General features: G+C 62.5%; 16 protein-coding genes. 14 read left to right on the top strand and 2 right to left on the bottom strand.

Annotated elements, in window-relative coordinates; translation table 11 throughout:
* Positions 1–201 precede the first annotated feature (201 nt).
* From NCT05_RS23390 to NCT05_RS23375, 4 genes are all read left to right on the top strand, one after another.
* Positions 202–741, top strand: coding sequence for a thioredoxin family protein (locus tag NCT05_RS23390; protein WP_008348264.1), 540 nt, complete (start codon positions 202–204; stop codon positions 739–741).
* 207 nt (positions 742–948) lie between these two features.
* Positions 949–1167 carry a DUF4148 domain-containing protein gene (locus tag NCT05_RS23385; protein WP_008348262.1) on the top strand — a complete coding sequence of 73 codons (219 nt, stop codon included), beginning with the start codon at positions 949–951 and terminating at the stop codon, positions 1165–1167.
* A gap of 35 nt (positions 1168–1202) precedes the next feature.
* Positions 1203–1475, top strand: coding sequence for a hypothetical protein (locus tag NCT05_RS23380; protein WP_250503276.1), 273 nt, complete (start codon positions 1203–1205; stop codon positions 1473–1475).
* A gap of 36 nt (positions 1476–1511) precedes the next feature.
* Positions 1512–1928, top strand: a complete 417-nt coding sequence (locus tag NCT05_RS23375; protein WP_008348258.1) for an organic hydroperoxide resistance protein — start codon at positions 1512–1514, stop codon at positions 1926–1928.
* 91 nt (positions 1929–2019) lie between these two features.
* On the opposite strand, the gene NCT05_RS23370 is transcribed toward NCT05_RS23375, so the two are convergent.
* Both NCT05_RS23370 and NCT05_RS23365 read right to left on the bottom strand, forming a co-directional pair.
* Positions 2020–2238, bottom strand: a complete 219-nt coding sequence (locus tag NCT05_RS23370; protein ID WP_008348256.1) for a hypothetical protein — start codon at positions 2236–2238, stop codon at positions 2020–2022.
* A gap of 194 nt (positions 2239–2432) precedes the next feature.
* A complete protein-coding gene (locus tag NCT05_RS23365; protein ID WP_008348254.1) occupies positions 2433–2636 on the bottom strand; it encodes a cold-shock protein in 204 nt (67 codons plus the stop codon).
* A gap of 233 nt (positions 2637–2869) precedes the next feature.
* Between NCT05_RS23365 and NCT05_RS23360 the strand changes: the two genes are divergently transcribed.
* The 10 genes from NCT05_RS23360 to NCT05_RS23315 all read left to right on the top strand — a co-directional run bounded on the left by NCT05_RS23360 (position 2870) and on the right by NCT05_RS23315 (position 14221).
* Complete coding sequence (locus NCT05_RS23360; protein ID WP_250503275.1) at positions 2870–4162, top strand: NRAMP family divalent metal transporter; 1293 nt, start codon at positions 2870–2872, stop codon at positions 4160–4162.
* A gap of 354 nt (positions 4163–4516) precedes the next feature.
* The gene (locus tag NCT05_RS23355) at positions 4517–5803 is read left to right on the top strand and encodes a quaternary amine ABC transporter ATP-binding protein (protein WP_250519966.1); all 1287 of its coding nucleotides are present in this window, start codon (positions 4517–4519) and stop codon (positions 5801–5803) included.
* On the top strand, positions 5800–6687 hold the full coding sequence (locus NCT05_RS23350) for an ABC transporter permease (RefSeq protein WP_250503273.1): 888 nt from the start codon (positions 5800–5802) through the stop codon (positions 6685–6687). The genes NCT05_RS23355 and NCT05_RS23350 overlap by 4 nt, the downstream gene beginning before the upstream one ends.
* A 55-nt stretch (positions 6688–6742) precedes the next feature.
* Positions 6743–7624 carry a glycine betaine ABC transporter substrate-binding protein gene (locus NCT05_RS23345; protein WP_008348248.1) on the top strand — a complete coding sequence of 294 codons (882 nt, stop codon included), beginning with the start codon at positions 6743–6745 and terminating at the stop codon, positions 7622–7624.
* Between the two features lie 85 nt (positions 7625–7709).
* Positions 7710–8597, top strand: coding sequence for a dihydrodipicolinate synthase family protein (locus NCT05_RS23340; RefSeq protein ID WP_008348245.1), 888 nt, complete (start codon positions 7710–7712; stop codon positions 8595–8597).
* A gap of 12 nt (positions 8598–8609) precedes the next feature.
* Positions 8610–9941 carry an NAD(P)/FAD-dependent oxidoreductase gene (locus NCT05_RS23335; RefSeq protein WP_250503270.1) on the top strand — a complete coding sequence of 444 codons (1332 nt, stop codon included), beginning with the start codon at positions 8610–8612 and terminating at the stop codon, positions 9939–9941.
* A gap of 17 nt (positions 9942–9958) precedes the next feature.
* Complete coding sequence (locus NCT05_RS23330; protein ID WP_008348241.1) at positions 9959–11452, top strand: aldehyde dehydrogenase; 1494 nt, start codon at positions 9959–9961, stop codon at positions 11450–11452.
* A 17-nt stretch (positions 11453–11469) separates the two neighbouring features.
* Positions 11470–12240, top strand: coding sequence for a pyrroline-5-carboxylate reductase (locus NCT05_RS23325; protein WP_250503269.1), 771 nt, complete (start codon positions 11470–11472; stop codon positions 12238–12240).
* A gap of 45 nt (positions 12241–12285) precedes the next feature.
* Entirely contained in the window at positions 12286–13287 is a 1002-nt protein-coding gene (locus tag NCT05_RS23320) for a LysR family transcriptional regulator (protein WP_008348237.1), read from the top strand.
* A 7-nt stretch (positions 13288–13294) separates the two neighbouring features.
* Positions 13295–14221: a LysR substrate-binding domain-containing protein gene (locus NCT05_RS23315; RefSeq protein ID WP_250503267.1), complete on the top strand. Its 927-nt coding sequence runs from the start codon at positions 13295–13297 to the stop codon at positions 14219–14221.
* Positions 14222–14323 lie beyond the last annotated feature (102 nt).

The raw sequence follows: 14323 nt of genomic DNA, 5'->3' as shown, positions 1-14323 counted from the left end.
ACGTTTTGTATCGCAGTGTATCCCGCATGTCGCGCGATACATAACATTGCGCAGCGCGCCTTTATCCGACACAAGCGGGATACGCGCGCGCAGTCCAATGCGGTCATGCCGATGCGAACGTCGGCCTGCCGGAGCGATGTGGCGATCTCACCAGCCATCTCACGCCGCTCCGATATTCACCGCATTCAAGAGGACTTCGTCATGCTCGACGCCATCAGAAACGCCGCCGTGTGCGCCGGAATCGCCGCGTGTGCGGCCATCGCGCCCGCGCAGGCCGCCGCACCCGCAAGCGCTCACACGAGCGACAACGTCGCGCCGGAATTCGCCGGCATCGACAAGTGGATCAACAGCGAGCCGCTCTCGCTCGCGCAATTGCGCGGCAAGGTCGTGCTCGTCGATTTCTGGACCTTCGCGTGCGGCAATTGCCTCAACACGCTGCCGGCCGTGAAATCGTGGAATCAGAAGTACAAGGACAAAGGGCTCGTGGTCGTCGGCGTGCATACGCCCGAGTTTCCGTTCGAGCGCGATACGAACAACGTCAAGCGCGCGATCGAACGCAACGGGATCACGTATCCCGTCGCGCTGGATAACCGCTACGCGACGTGGGCCGCGTACGGCAATCAGTACTGGCCGGCGTTCTATCTGATCGACAAGCACGGGCGCGTGGCCTACACGCATTTCGGCGAAGGCGATTACGCGCAGACCGAAGCCGCGATCGGCAAGCTGCTGGCCGAGCGCTAGGCGGGGTTCTGTATCGCAATGTATCTGCAACGTGCGCGATACAAAACATTGCACAAGACCCGCATCGCCGACACAAGCCAGATACGTGCGGGCCTTCAAATACACACAACGACGGCTCACGAGTGACACGCAAGACCGACACCCGCGATGCCCGATCGCCGTAACTCACTCAACCGACCGAATCATCAGCATTCAAGGAGAAACACCATGAAATCCACGATCGTTGCTTTCGCTCTCGTCGCCGGCGCCATGACCGGTGTTGCTCACGCCGCCGTGAAGAACGTGCCGCTGAACGTGCAGTCCCAACAGGCCGTCGCGAACCACGCGTATGCCGGCAAGACGCGCGCCGAAGTGAAGGCCGAGCTGGCACAGGCACAACGCGATGGCGAGATCGCGGCGTTGCGCAGTCTCTATCAAGGTAGCTAATCCATTTCCTGAATCACGCAAACGAGGTTCGAATCATGATCAGGCAATTCGTCACCGCCGCAGTCTTCGCCGTCAGCGCCGTCGCCGCCGGTTCCGCCTTCGCCAGCAGCGGCTACGGCCCCGCGCCGCACTACGATCCGCTTGCCGGCGCGCCTTCGTCGCAGCGCGGCGTAAGCGCGCAGACCATCGCCAGCGAAAGCGCCGCCGCGCCGATGCAGGCATACGGCGGCATGAGCGACACGGTTTCGCAATCGGGCGCGCGCGGCGTGGCCACGAACGACGTCGCCCGGCTCTTCGCGCATCACTAAGCCAGTCAACTTTTCGAATCCAAAGAGGAACGCATCATGACCCAGATCGACACCGTCCTGTACACGGGCAAAACGCGCGTCGTCGGAGGCCGCGAAGGCCATGCGAAGAGCACCGACGGCCGTCTCGACGTCAAACTCTCGCCGCCCGGATCGGCCGGCGCGGGCACCAATCCCGAGCAGATGCTCGCGGCGGGCTGGTCGGCGTGTTTCATCGGCGCGATGGGCAAGGCCGCGGCGAAGCTGAAGACGCGCCTGCCGGCCGACACCGCCGTCGATGCGGAAGTGGACCTCGGCATGAACGGCGATGCGTATCTGCTGCGTGCGCGCCTGAACGTGAGCCTGCCGGGAATCGAGCGCGCGGTGGCGCAAGAGATCGCGCAGATGGCGCATCAAACGTGTCCGTACTCGAAGGCGCTGAAGAGCAATATCGATGTGACGATCACGGTGGTCTGACGCGTTCATCCACGCGATGCGGTCCGGTCGACCGGTGCTTGATCGATCAATCGAAAGCACTGGGCCGACACGGGCCGAATCGTTGCGGCTGTCAGCCTCGCGTGTCGATCCATTCGCGCGCCCATCGGCGCGAGAATTCGACCGCCTCGCTTTCCTTCGCGAAATAGTCGAGCGAGTAGAAGCGATACTGCGCATCCGTCGGATGTTCGCTCGAACGCTCGAGCATCAGATTGGCTGAAAACGTCTTGTCGCGGAGCCGATGCGCGGACGCGTGCACCGTATAACCACGGTAGTGATTGAGTGATGTCATTTTAGTTTTAGATGTAAATGCTTTGCGGCCAGATGCCGAAAGCGCAGGAGCGATGCGCGCTGATAACGCGATCGTCGAAAGGCTGTCAGAGCCTGGGAGAGAAAAGGCGGGAAACGGAGGCGGACAACAAGAGCGCGGAAACCGGCGTTGCGGTTCCCGGCGTGATGCGGATCTACAGCGCTACAGCGGCAGATTTACAGCGGCTTGATGTTCGAAGCCTGCATGCCCTTCGGGCCGCGCTTCGTTTCGAAGCTGACCTTCTGACCTTCGGCCAGCGTCTTGAAACCGTCCGAACGAATTTCCGAGAAGTGCGCGAAAAGATCGTCGCCGCCATTATCCGGGCTGATGAAGCCAAAACCCTTGGTGTCGTTAAACCATTTAACCGTACCGGTGTCCATAAAAATCCTGAAATGAATAGATAAGTTGCTCGATCGAGCGGGATGAAGCGGCAAGGAGGGGAATGGACAACGAATACCGGGGAAAATCGGACTATTGATGAGCAGCAATCGACTTCTTGTACTTCAACGACCATTATGCCAATTCCAAGAGAAATGGTCAACTATTCGTTTAGAAGCGAAGGCGAGCGGAACGATTCGTGCATCGCGTGTGCATCTCGTCATCGAGTTGGCACATGCGTTTTCGTCAGAAGAAGACAGCGCTCGACGTCCGCATGTCCGGCGCCGCGCGGCCCGCGCATTCATGGGCGGCGGACGTCGGACCGGGCCTCGTCACGATTGCATCGGATAACGATCCGAGCGGCCTCGCCACCTATACGCTCGCCGGCGCGTGGTACGGATTCGACCTATTGTGGGTGTGCGTGCTCTCGTACCCGTCGACCGTCGCGCTTCAATCGATCGCCGCTCGCGTCGCCGCCATCACGCGACGAGGCCTGACGACGAACATGCGCGAACACTATTCGCGGCTGTTCTTCTACTTTGCGGTCGCGCGTTTCGTGATCGCCAACACGTTCAATATCGCGGTCGATGTTCTCGCCATGGGCATCGCGCTCAGTTCGCTCGTCGGCGGTTCGCTCCTGTGGCTCACGCTTGCTTCGGGATGCGCTTCGCTCGTGTTGCAATGGAGCGTCGCTTATGCGCGATACGCGCGCGTCCTCAAGTGGCTGACGCTCGCGATGTTCGCGTACGTCGGCGTGATCCTGCTCGTCGACGTGCCGTGGCGACTGGTTGCCATCCGCTCGGTGATTCCACGCGTCGAGTGGACGGAGGGCTACATGTCGATGCTGATCGCGGTGCTCGGCACGACCGTCAGCCCTTACTTGATGTTTGCGCAAGCGGAGCAGGAGGTCCGCGACGCACGAGAGCGCGGCGATCGTGGAGAAGCGTTGGAGCGGACTATGCGCGGCGTGCGTCGCGACACGCTCTGGCGAACGGCGTGCTCGAACGCGGTTGCGATCTGCGTGATGATCGCCGCGGCCGCGACGCTCCATCTGCTCGACCATGCATCCGTCGGCGATACGGTCTCGATGTCGCGTGTACTCGAGCCGCTCGCGCACGGTTACGCGCGGCAGGTTCTCGCACTTGCGCTTCTCGGATCGGCCTTGCTGGCGCTGCCGCCGCTCGCGGGCTCGGCGGCTCAGGCCGTAGCCAGTTCGTTCCGCTGGAAACGCGGCGAACGGCGAGACCGGCGGATCGCGTATGTGCTCGTCGCCACGATCGCGCTCGGCACGATCGCAGCAGTGGTCCTCACGCACTATCACGTCGACCCGGTGCGCGCGCTCTACTGGAGCGCGGTGGTCAACGGCATGACCGTGACGCCGGTCCTCGTGCTGCTCGTGCTGCTCAGTTCGAAGCGCGAAGCCGTGGGCGACCTCGCCGCGCATTGGGCGCTTCGCGCGCTGAGTTGGCTCGCCACGATAGCGACCGCGGCGGCGGTGATCGCCCACTTCATACTCGAAGTGCAGTGACGGCATTCGCGTAAATCTCCGCCCCTACCATCCGAAAAAGTCATGCGAAGGGCGTCGCTTAGGGGCATTCCCTAGCGTCGCTTTCGAGCGGTCTCGCGGCAAACGGCGGCCACGCGCGCGCCCGTCGCCTGCAAAGCCGCGCCCGTGCTGGCTCTACGGCATTCACGCTGCGTTCCGTTTTTTTCAGGCATCGAATGCGACGGGCACATGCATTACCAGAAGTATCGAAAAGGGCTCAGAAAATGTCGGTGGATGATCGAAATTGGCCATGTACGCTTCATTCAACGCAAAGAACGCCGGGTTGTTTCCGGCAGCGACAAACTCCTTTTTGAACCTGCTAGGTGGAATGACCCGATGATTCCCAACCTGACGCTCGCACCGAACGAAGTCACGAGCACGGCTTCCGCGCAGTCCGGCACCGTATCGCCGGCGCGTCCTGTCGCGGCATCCACGACCGAGATTCTCACGGTCAAGAACCTTTCGAAGATTTTCGGCGCGAAGCCCGAGCGCGCCCAGGAGCTCTTGAAACAAGGCCTCGGCCGAAACGAAATCTTCGCGCAGACAGGCAATATGGTCGCCGTCGACGATGTCAGCCTTGCCGTCAACGCGGGCGAGATCTTCGTCATCATGGGCCTCTCCGGTTCCGGAAAATCGACGCTCGTGCGTCTGCTCAATCGCCTGATCGAGCCGACTTCGGGGCAAGTGATTCTCGAAGGCCGCGACATCGCGCCGATGAGCACGCCCGAACTGCGCGCCGTGCGCCGCGAAAAAATGGCGATGGTGTTCCAGTCTTTCGCGCTGCTGCCGAACCGCTCGGTCATCGACAACATTGCTTACGGGCTCGAAGTCGCGGGCAAGAAAAAATCGGAACGTTATGACATCGCACGCGCCGCATTGACGCGCGTCGGCCTCGCTTCTTACGAGAAGCTGCTGCCGAGCGAGTTGTCGGGCGGCATGCAGCAGCGCGTGGGTCTCGCGCGCGCGCTGGCGGTGAATCCCTCGGTGCTCTTGATGGACGAAGCGTTTTCCGCGCTCGATCCGCTCATCCGCTTCGAAATGCAGAACGAGTTGTTGCGTTTGCAGAAGGAAGAGCGGCGCACGATCGTCTTCATTTCGCACGACATCGAGGAAGCGGTGAAGATCGGCGGGCGCATCGGCATCATGAAGGACGGCCGTCTGATTCAGGTGGGCACGCCGGCAGAACTCATCCAGTCACCCGCCGACGCCTACGTGCGCGATTTCTTCCGCAACGTCGACGTGTCGCGCTTCCTCGAAGCATCGAGCCTGATGACGAAGGTCGAGCGCGGTCTCATCGCGTGCAATACCAGCGCGCCTTCCGAGCGCTATCTGAACAGCCTCATCGACAGCGGCGCGGAGTGCGGATACGTCTGCGATGAAGCAGGGCGCTATCAGGGTTGCGTGACGCCTGCATCGCTGCACAAGAGCGGCAAGCGGCCGATCAGCGATGCATTGCTTCGCGATGTCGCGGCGGTTCCGCTGACAGCCGATCTGCATCAGCTCGCATCCATTGCACTGCGGCAGGAGCACGACGTGCCGGTCACGGATGAACAAGGCAGGCTCGCGGGCGTGGTGTCCTGCCGCACGATTCTCAAGCAGGTCATGGAGCGGAGAGCAGCATGAATTCCTCGATTTTTGGACGATTCGCCGAAGACGCGGTCAACTTCCTTTTCTCGCACTTTCGCGGCGGCTTCGATGCCTTCTCGGCTGCTCTTGGCGCGGTCATCAAGCTCCTCGAAGACGGTCTCGGCGCGGTGCCGTTCATCGCGATGCTCGTGATCCTCATGGCGCTCGCGCTGTGGAGAAAGGGCGTCGTGTTCGCGGTGTTCGTCGGCGCGGCGCTCTATGTCATCAACTACATGGGCCTGTGGGCGCAGACGGTATCGACGCTCGCGCTCGTTGTCGCGGCGACGTTCTTCAGTCTCGTGATCGGCGTGCCGCTCGGCATCTGGGGCGCGCGCAACAGGCGTGTCGAAGTCGTGCTGCGTTCGCTGCTGGACTTCATGCAGACGATGCCCGCGTTCGTGTATCTCATTCCCGCGGTCATTCTCTTCGGCCTCGGCCGCGTGCCCGCGGTGATCGCCACGATCGTGTTCGCGATGCCGCCCGTCGTTCGATTGACGACGCTCGGCATCCGCCAGGTGCGCGAGGAATTGCTCGAAGCCGGCCGCTCGTTCGGCAGCACCGATGCGCAACTGCTCTGGAAAATTCAGTTGCCCAACGCGCTGCCTTCGATCATGGCGGGCGTGAACCAGACCATCATGATGGCGCTGTCGATGGTGGTGGTCGCTTCGATGATCGGCGCGGGCGGCCTTGGCGAGTACGTGCTGAGCGGCATTCAGCGGCTCGATATCGGCATCGGTTTCGAGGGCGGTCTCGGCGTGGTGCTGCTTGCGATCATTCTCGATCGCCTGACGGAAAGCTTCGGCGTGAAAGCGAAGAAAAAGAAGAAGGTCATCTCCACGCCGGCAAAGCCCGCCGCGGCGCAAGCGAACGCGCAGACCTGAGCGATACGAGCATCGATTACTCAACCACAATGCTATGAAAGATACGGAGTCCGTAATGAAAAACAACCTGATCAAATCCTTGATCGTCAAGATAGTGACGCCGGCCATTGTGGCGTTCGGGGTCGGCGCGAGCCCGGCGATGTCCGCCGAGCCGATCAAAGTGGCGGTCACGAACTGGGCCGACGTGCTCGCGGTCGCCAATGTCGCGAAGTACGTGCTGGAGACGAAGCTTCAGCAGCCGGTGCAATTCGTTCAGGCGGATATCGGCATCCAGTATCAGGGCGTATCGCGCGGCGATCTCGACATCATGGTCGGCGGCTGGCTGCCGGTGACGCACGGTCAGTATGTCGCGCGCTACAAGGACACGCTCGACGACGTCGGCATCATCTATACGGGCGGCAAGAACGGCTGGGCGGTGCCCGCGTATGTGCCCGAGTCGCAGGTTTCTTCGATCGAGGATCTGAAGAAGCCTGAAGTGCAGAAGCAGCTCAACGGCGTGATCCAGGGCATCGAGCCGGGTGGCGGTCTCATGCAGGCGTCGGAGAAAACCATCAAGGCGTATGACCTGTCGGGCTACAAGCTGCAATCGGCGAGCGAGGCCGGCATGCTCGCGGCAATCCAGCGCGCATACGGATCGAAGCAATGGATCGTCGCGACCGTTTGGAGCCCGCACTGGTTGTTCCAGAAGTGGCAGATGCGCTATCTGAAGGACCCGAAGGGCACGCTCGGCGGCGAAGAGCAGGTCCATGCATTCGCCTCGAAGCAGTTCGCGGGCAAGTTCCCCCGCGCAGACGTGTTCTTCAAGCATTTCAAGCTGACGCTCGCGGACGTGGAATCGATCGAATTCGAAGGCAATTCGACCAACGACTACGCGACGGCCGCGAAGAAATTCGTCGACGCGCATCCGGACAAGGTCAAGGCGTGGCTGACACAGTGAAGGCGTACTGCAGGACGCTTGCAAAGCGCACGTTCGACGTGCGCCGCGCATGACTTCGCACGATCCATCCATCAGAGAGACAAACATGAGCTTCGAAGGCGTACATACACCGCTCGTCACCCCGTTCAAGGCCGACGGCGAAATCGATCACGACATGCTCGGCAAGCATGCTCAGAGTCTCGTTGGCCGCGTTACGGGCATGGGCGTCGGCGGCACGACCGGCGAATACTATGCGCTCAGTTTCGAAGAGCGTGTGAAGACGCTCGAGACGGTAGCGTCGGCGGTCGGCGGCAAGACCTATCTCACCGCTGGCATCAACGCGACGACGACGAAGGAAGTCGTGCGTCTCGGTAACGAAGCGAAGCGCGCGGGCTACGACGCATTGCTGGTCGCGGCGCCTTACTACGTGCAGCCGACGCAAGACGAGCTGCTCGATCACTTGCTGAAGGTCGACGACGCGCTCGACATGCCGATCATGCTCTACAACTTTCCGGCGCGCACCGGCACGGCCATTGGCGATGAAGTGCTCGACAAGCTGCTGCAACGCCCGAACTTCGCCGCGATGAAAGAGAGCACGGGCGACATCGCGCATCTGCATCATCTGGCCACGCAACTGCCGGAGCGCTTCGTTCTCAGTTGCGGCATGGACGATCAGGCGCTCGAATTCTTCGCATGGGGCGCGCGTAGCTGGGTCGCGGGCGCGTCGAACTTTCTGCCGGAAGCGCATACGGATTTGCTCGAAGCGTGCGTTAAACGCGGGGATTTCAGCACCGGCCGCAAGCTGATGACGCAGTTGCTTCCGGTGCTCGAATTGCTGGAGCGCAGCGGCAAGTTCATCCAGTACGTGCGCTATGGCTGCGAGCTCGCGGGCACGAAAGTCGGCATCGCGCGTGCGCCGCTCGGCACGTTGAACGACAAAGAACGCAGCGCCTTCGCGAGGCTCGTTCAACCCTTGCTGCGCAACGCTCAGTAACGCGATACGTGAATGGCCTCGAAACTGGATTTCATGCGGCTTCCCGCACCTGATGGCGTCAACGGATGGTGGGAAAGCCTGCCGCCCGCCGCGCCCGCGAACCGCGTGACGGGCGAGCTGCGCTTCGACTACGTAGTGGTGGGCGGCGGCATCACCGGTTTGTGCGCGGCGCGGCGGCTCGCCGAGCTTGCGCCGGATGCATCGATCGCGCTCGTCGAGGCCGATCGCATCGGGCGCTCGACGGCGGGCCGCAATTCCGGCTTCTTCGTCGATCTGCCGCACGACATCAGCAGCGAAAGCTATTCGCGCAGTGTCGAGGCAGACAAGGCGGACGTGCGCTTGCAACGGCACGGCATCGGCTATGTGCGCGATACGGTGAAGCGGCACGGCATCGATTGCGACTGGCGCGACGACGGCAAGTATCACGCGTCGGTCAACAAGAAAGGCCACACGGCGCTGACGCATTTCGCGGACGGACTCGCGCGTATCGACGAGCCGTGCGAATGGCTCGACGAAGCCGCGATCGCGAAGGTGACGGGCACGCGCTTCTATCAAAGCGCGCTCTTCACGCCGGGATGCAGCACGGTTCAGCCGGCGGCACTCATGCGCGGTCTCGCGGCCACGCAGCCGTCGAACGTGACGGTCTTGGAACTGAGCGCGGTGAAGAACATGGAAGCGCGCGGCCAGACGAAGCTGCTGACGTTCGCGAACGGCAGCATCGAAGCGAAGCGCGTCGTGCTCTGCACCAACGCGTATGCGGCGACGTTCGGCGGCCATCCGAATGGCTTGCTGCCGGTCTACACGTTCGCGTCGATGTCGCGCGTGATGACCGACGATGAAATCGCGCGGCTCGGCGGAACGGATTCATGGGCGCTCATTCCCGCGGACCCGATGGGGACGACCGTGCGACGTCTCGCGACCAACCGTATTTGCGTACGCAACCATTTCGCGTTCCGGCCGAATCTGTCGGTCTCGGAACATGATCTGACGAAGGCGAAGCATCTGCATCGACGTTCGTTCGATCGACGTTTTCCGATGCTCGAGGATGTCGAGCTGCAATACACGTGGGGCGGCGCGTTGTGCCTCTCGGCGAACAATGGCGCGCTCTTCGGCCAGCGCGACGACGGCGTGTACGAAGCAGTCGGCTGCAACGGACTTGGTTTGAGCCGCGGATCGGCGGCGGGCAAGCTCATCGCCGAACATGTGCTCGGGCGCTCGAACGAGCTGATCGATCAACTGCTGAAACAACCGCATCCGCGTTCTCTGCCGATGCGGCCGATCGCGGACGTGGCGGTATCGGCGGCAATCTGGATGAAGGAATTCTCGGCGGGCGCCGAGCTTTGAATCTTTGAGGACATGACATGACGACGCATCAGGAATGGAAACGTCAGGCCGAACATCTGTCGCTCGATGGCCGCGCGTTCATCGCGGGCGCACGCTGCAACGCGGCATCGAATGAAACGTTCGATACGTTGAATCCGTCGACGGGCAAGGTGCTCGCGCAGATCGCCAGGTGCGAAGCGAAGGACGTCGATCGCGCGGTCGTCGCGGCGCGCGAGGCGTTCGAATCGGGCGTGTGGTCGAAGGCCGGGCCATCGCAGAGAAAGGCCGTCTTGCAGCGTCTCGCGCAACTCATCGACGACAACGCCGAAGAACTCGCGCTGCTCGAAGCGCTCGAAGCAGGCAAGCCGATCAGCGAATGCATGGGTCTCGACATTCCGGAATCGGCGGCGTGCATTCGCTGGCATGCCGAGGTCACGGACAAGCGTTACGACGCGCTGTCGCCATCGGGGTCGAGCGTCGTGAGCATGATCACGCGCGAGCCGATTGGCGTCGTCGGTGCGGTGCTGCCGTGGAATTTCCCCGCGCTGATGCTCGCGTGGAAGATCGGGCCGGCGCTGTCCGTGGGCAATAGCGTCATCGTGAAGCCCGCGGAGCAGACGTCGCTATCGACGCTGCGTATTGCCGATCTCGCGCTCGAAGCCGGCGTCCCGCCCGGCGTGTTCAGCGTCGTGACGGGCTTCGGCGAAAGCGCAGGGCAGGCGCTCGGCACGCACGCCGATGTCGATCTCATCGCGTTCACGGGTTCCACTGAAACGGGCAAGCGCTTCCTGCGCTATTCCGCCGAAACCAACATGAAGCGCGTCGTGCTCGAATGCGGCGGCAAGAATCCGCAAGTCGTGTTGCCCGATGTCGCCAATCTCGATGCCGTCGCGGAGCAGGCCGTCGCCGCCGCGTTCTGGAACATGGGCGAGAACTGCAGCGCGGGATCGCGCATTCTGGTGCATTCGAGCCACAAGGCCGAACTGCTGCAAAAGATGCAGGCCGTGCTCGAAGGCTGGAAGACGGGCGATCCGCTCGATCCCGATGTCAAGCTCGGCTCGCTCATCGAGGAAGCGCATTACCGCAAGGTGCTCGGCCACATCGAGAAGGCGAAGGCAGAAGGCGCGCGCGTCGCTTGCGGCGGCAACGCGACGCTCGCGGAAACGGGCGGCTGGTTCGTCGAGCCGACCATCTTCGATAACGTCACGCCGGACATGAGCATCGCGCGCGACGAGGTCTTCGGCCCGGTCGTGTGCTTTATCGAATATGCTGACGTCGACGAGGCCGTGCGGATCGCAAACGATACGTGCTACGGACTCGCGGCTTCGCTGTGGACCGACAACGTGAACCAGGCGCACAAAGTGGCGGCGCGCATCCGCGCGGGCACCGTGACCGTCAACTGCTTCGGCGAGGGCGATCTGTCGACGCCGTTCGGCGGCTTCAAGCAGTCCGGTTTCGGCGGACGCGACAAGTCGGTCTACGCGCACGACCAATATTGCGAGCTGAAGACGACCTGGCTGAAGCTCGACTGATTATCGGACGAGGCAACATGCGTATTGGCTTTATCGGCACGGGCACGATCACGGAGGCGGTCGTGACCGGCATGATTCGTTTCGATGTTCCCTTCGAGCGGGTCGCGCTGTCTCCGCGCAACGCGCAGACCGCCGCGCGTCTTGCGAAACTCGACGCGCGCATCGAGGTTTGCGCCAGCAATCAGGGCGTGCTCGATGCATCGGATGTCGTGTGTCTCGCGGTCTTGCCGCAAATCGCGGCAGACGTGCTGGGCGAACTCACGTTCGATGCGCGGCATCACGTCATCAGCTTCATCGCGGCCAAGTCGCTCGATGAGATGCGCGCCCTCGTGCGCCGCGCGGCCAAGGTCGTGCGCGCGATTCCGCTACCCGCTGTTGCGTCGGGCAAGGGCAGCACGGCGCTCTGTCCGCGCGATGAGATCGCACGCGCGCTCTTCGCGCCGCTCGGCGAAGCGGTCGAAGTGGACGACGAACACCAGTTCAATGCGTTATCGGCCGCCACCGCGACGATGGCGGCGTTTTTCGCGTTGCTCGAAGAGCAGGCGTCGTGGCTCGCGCGGCAAGGCGTGCCGTATGCGTCCGCGCGTTCGTTTTTGTCGGGCTATCATGTGGGCCTCGCTCATGAAACGACGCTCGATACGCAACCCTTCTCGTCGATGATCGGGCGTGTCAGCACGCCAGGCGGCCTCAACGAGCAGCTCAATCGCGAACTGTCGGAGCGGGGCACCTACGCGCACTACTCGAAGGCGCTCGACGCGATCATGCGCCGCGTGCAAGGGCGCGAGTGAACACGAAGAACAAGCGCTGATCGCGAGCCCTCGAAGGTGAGTCACATGCAGAAGAAACAGCAGTTCGCGGACAGGCTTCTCGCCCAGATGCCGTCGCTGCGCGCGCTTCGGTGCTTCGTCACCGCGGCGCGTTACGAGAGCTTCACGCAAGCCGCCGAAGTGCTGTGCGTCACGCAGGCGGCCGTCAGCCGGCAGATCAAGGAGCTGGAGGACACGCTGGAGGTCGCGCTCTTCGAGCGCACCGGCAGGCACATCGCGCTGACCGACGCCGGCCGCATTCTCTACAACGCGTCGTATCTGTCGATCATGAACATCGCGGAGGCGGCGCAGGCGGTGCGGCGCGTCGACCGGCATGCGCTCACGCTCTGCATCTCTCATACGTTTTCGGCGCTCTGGCTCTCGTTCCGATTACCCGCGTTTCGCCAGCGTTTTCCGAACATCCGCCTGCATGTGATGGTGACCGAGCACTTCATGGAGCTCGACGATCTGATGGAGCCGGATGTCATCATCACGAAGAATCCGCCGCGCGAAGCGGAGTACGAAGTCGAGCCGCTTTTTCACGACATCGTTTATCCGGTATGTAGCGTTCCGTTTTTCGAGCGCTATTTTCATGGCCGTGCGTTAAAGCCGCTCGATCTGCTCGCGCATCCGACGCTGAGCCTGTCGCTGCTCGGGCGCGCGCAGGTGTGCGAGCACGTCGACTGGCGCGTGTGGAAAAACTGGTATCAGCAAGGCGACGGTTCCGAGCGGCTCGATCAGCACGACGATTTCGAAAGCAACGACTATCGCCTGCTTGTGGCTCAGGCCGAAGCGGGCGAGGGCACCTTGCTCGGCTGGCATCACCTCGTGCATCGTCAGGTGGAGCAGAAAAAGCTGGTGCGTCCCGTCGACGATGCGCTGGTGTTCCACGATCGTCATCACTACATCATCACGCATCGCAACGCGAAAGCACGCCCGGAATACATTCAGTTTCGCCAATGGCTCGACGAGGAAATCGGCACGATGATGCAGGGATGGCCGGCCGCCGAATCGAAGGCCGTTCTATGAGCGCCGCATGAAACCGGCAACCGAAAAAACGAAGGGTTATCGGCGGCTCATTCCGTCGGTGACGGCGCTGGTGGAGTTCGAGGCCGTCGCGCGGCTCGGCAGCTTCACGCTCGCGGCGCATGAACTGGGCGTTACGCAGGCCGCCGTGAGCCGGCAGGTGCGCTTTCTCGAAGAGACGCTCGGCACGCGGCTATTTCGCCGTCTGCATCGCGCGATCGAAATGACCGACGAAGGCGAGGCGCTGTATCGCGTCGTCGCGGAATCGATGCAGAAGATCGCGAGCGTGTTCGATCGCCTCGCGCGCGGGCCCGTTCAGCAGGAACTCGTGCTCGCGGCGACATCCGCGTTTTCGCATTTTCGACTGCTGCCGCGGCTTGCGTCGCTCAAGGCGTTGCAGCCCGACCTGCAGCTGCGGCTGTCGACGCAGATGTTCACGGCCGACTTGCGGCACAAGGAAATCGACGTCGCCGTGCGCTTCGGCAACGGGCTGTGGCCGGACGGCACGGCGACTTTGCTGTTCGACGAGGAGGTGTTTCCGGTCTGCGCGCCTTCATGGCTCGAAAAGCAGCCCGCGCCCGCGACGCTCGACGAACTGGCTGGCGCGGTGCTCGTCGAGTCGGATTCGACGACCGAAGGCTGGATGGGCTGGGAAGAGTGGTTCCACGCGCTCGGATGCCGGCCGATGCGCCTGAACTTCGCGCTGCGTTGCAGCCTCTATACCGATGCGATCCAGGCCGCGCGCTACGGCCAGGGCGTCGCGCTCGGATGGGGCCGGCTCGTTCAGGATTTCATCGAGAGCGGGGATCTCGTCAGGCTGGAAGTGGCATCGTTCAGGCCGACCGATTCGTACTTCGCCGTGGTGCCGCATGGCCGCGCTTTCACGCCTGCCATCGGCGGTCTGATCGAATGGCTGCGCGACGGCGCGCTCGCATAAACCAAAGTCATGCGACACCGAAAATAAAGCGCATTGACGCTATTTTTCAGCGATCCAATACTCGAAATATGGCGGGACCATTCGAAGTCCCGATACCCTGAA

The sequence above is a fragment of the Caballeronia sp. AZ7_KS35 genome, from assembly GCF_023631045.1.
Classification (GTDB): domain Bacteria; phylum Pseudomonadota; class Gammaproteobacteria; order Burkholderiales; family Burkholderiaceae; genus Caballeronia; species Caballeronia zhejiangensis.
This window is presented reverse-complemented; position numbering and strand designations above follow the sequence as displayed.

What these genes read in the sequence shown, in the direction of transcription:
- NCT05_RS23340 (WP_008348245.1), top strand. Translation starts at nt 7,710, where the DNA reads ATGAGCTTCGAAGGCGTACATACACCGCTCGTCACCCCGTTCAAGGCC.
- NCT05_RS23370 (WP_008348256.1), bottom strand. Translation starts at nt 2,238, where the DNA reads ATGACATCACTCAATCACTACCGTGGTTATACGGTGCACGCGTCCGCG.
- NCT05_RS23335 (WP_250503270.1), top strand. Translation starts at nt 8,610, where the DNA reads ATGGCCTCGAAACTGGATTTCATGCGGCTTCCCGCACCTGATGGCGTC.
- NCT05_RS23350 (WP_250503273.1), top strand. Translation starts at nt 5,800, where the DNA reads ATGAATTCCTCGATTTTTGGACGATTCGCCGAAGACGCGGTCAACTTC.
- NCT05_RS23325 (WP_250503269.1), top strand. Translation starts at nt 11,470, where the DNA reads ATGCGTATTGGCTTTATCGGCACGGGCACGATCACGGAGGCGGTCGTG.
- NCT05_RS23365 (WP_008348254.1), bottom strand. Translation starts at nt 2,636, where the DNA reads ATGGACACCGGTACGGTTAAATGGTTTAACGACACCAAGGGTTTTGGC.
- NCT05_RS23360 (WP_250503275.1), top strand. Translation starts at nt 2,870, where the DNA reads ATGCGTTTTCGTCAGAAGAAGACAGCGCTCGACGTCCGCATGTCCGGC.
- NCT05_RS23375 (WP_008348258.1), top strand. Translation starts at nt 1,512, where the DNA reads ATGACCCAGATCGACACCGTCCTGTACACGGGCAAAACGCGCGTCGTC.
- NCT05_RS23345 (WP_008348248.1), top strand. Translation starts at nt 6,743, where the DNA reads ATGAAAAACAACCTGATCAAATCCTTGATCGTCAAGATAGTGACGCCG.
- NCT05_RS23390 (WP_008348264.1), top strand. Translation starts at nt 202, where the DNA reads ATGCTCGACGCCATCAGAAACGCCGCCGTGTGCGCCGGAATCGCCGCG.
- NCT05_RS23355 (WP_250519966.1), top strand. Translation starts at nt 4,517, where the DNA reads ATGATTCCCAACCTGACGCTCGCACCGAACGAAGTCACGAGCACGGCT.
- NCT05_RS23330 (WP_008348241.1), top strand. Translation starts at nt 9,959, where the DNA reads ATGACGACGCATCAGGAATGGAAACGTCAGGCCGAACATCTGTCGCTC.
- NCT05_RS23315 (WP_250503267.1), top strand. Translation starts at nt 13,295, where the DNA reads ATGAAACCGGCAACCGAAAAAACGAAGGGTTATCGGCGGCTCATTCCG.
- NCT05_RS23320 (WP_008348237.1), top strand. Translation starts at nt 12,286, where the DNA reads ATGCAGAAGAAACAGCAGTTCGCGGACAGGCTTCTCGCCCAGATGCCG.
- NCT05_RS23385 (WP_008348262.1), top strand. Translation starts at nt 949, where the DNA reads ATGAAATCCACGATCGTTGCTTTCGCTCTCGTCGCCGGCGCCATGACC.
- NCT05_RS23380 (WP_250503276.1), top strand. Translation starts at nt 1,203, where the DNA reads ATGATCAGGCAATTCGTCACCGCCGCAGTCTTCGCCGTCAGCGCCGTC.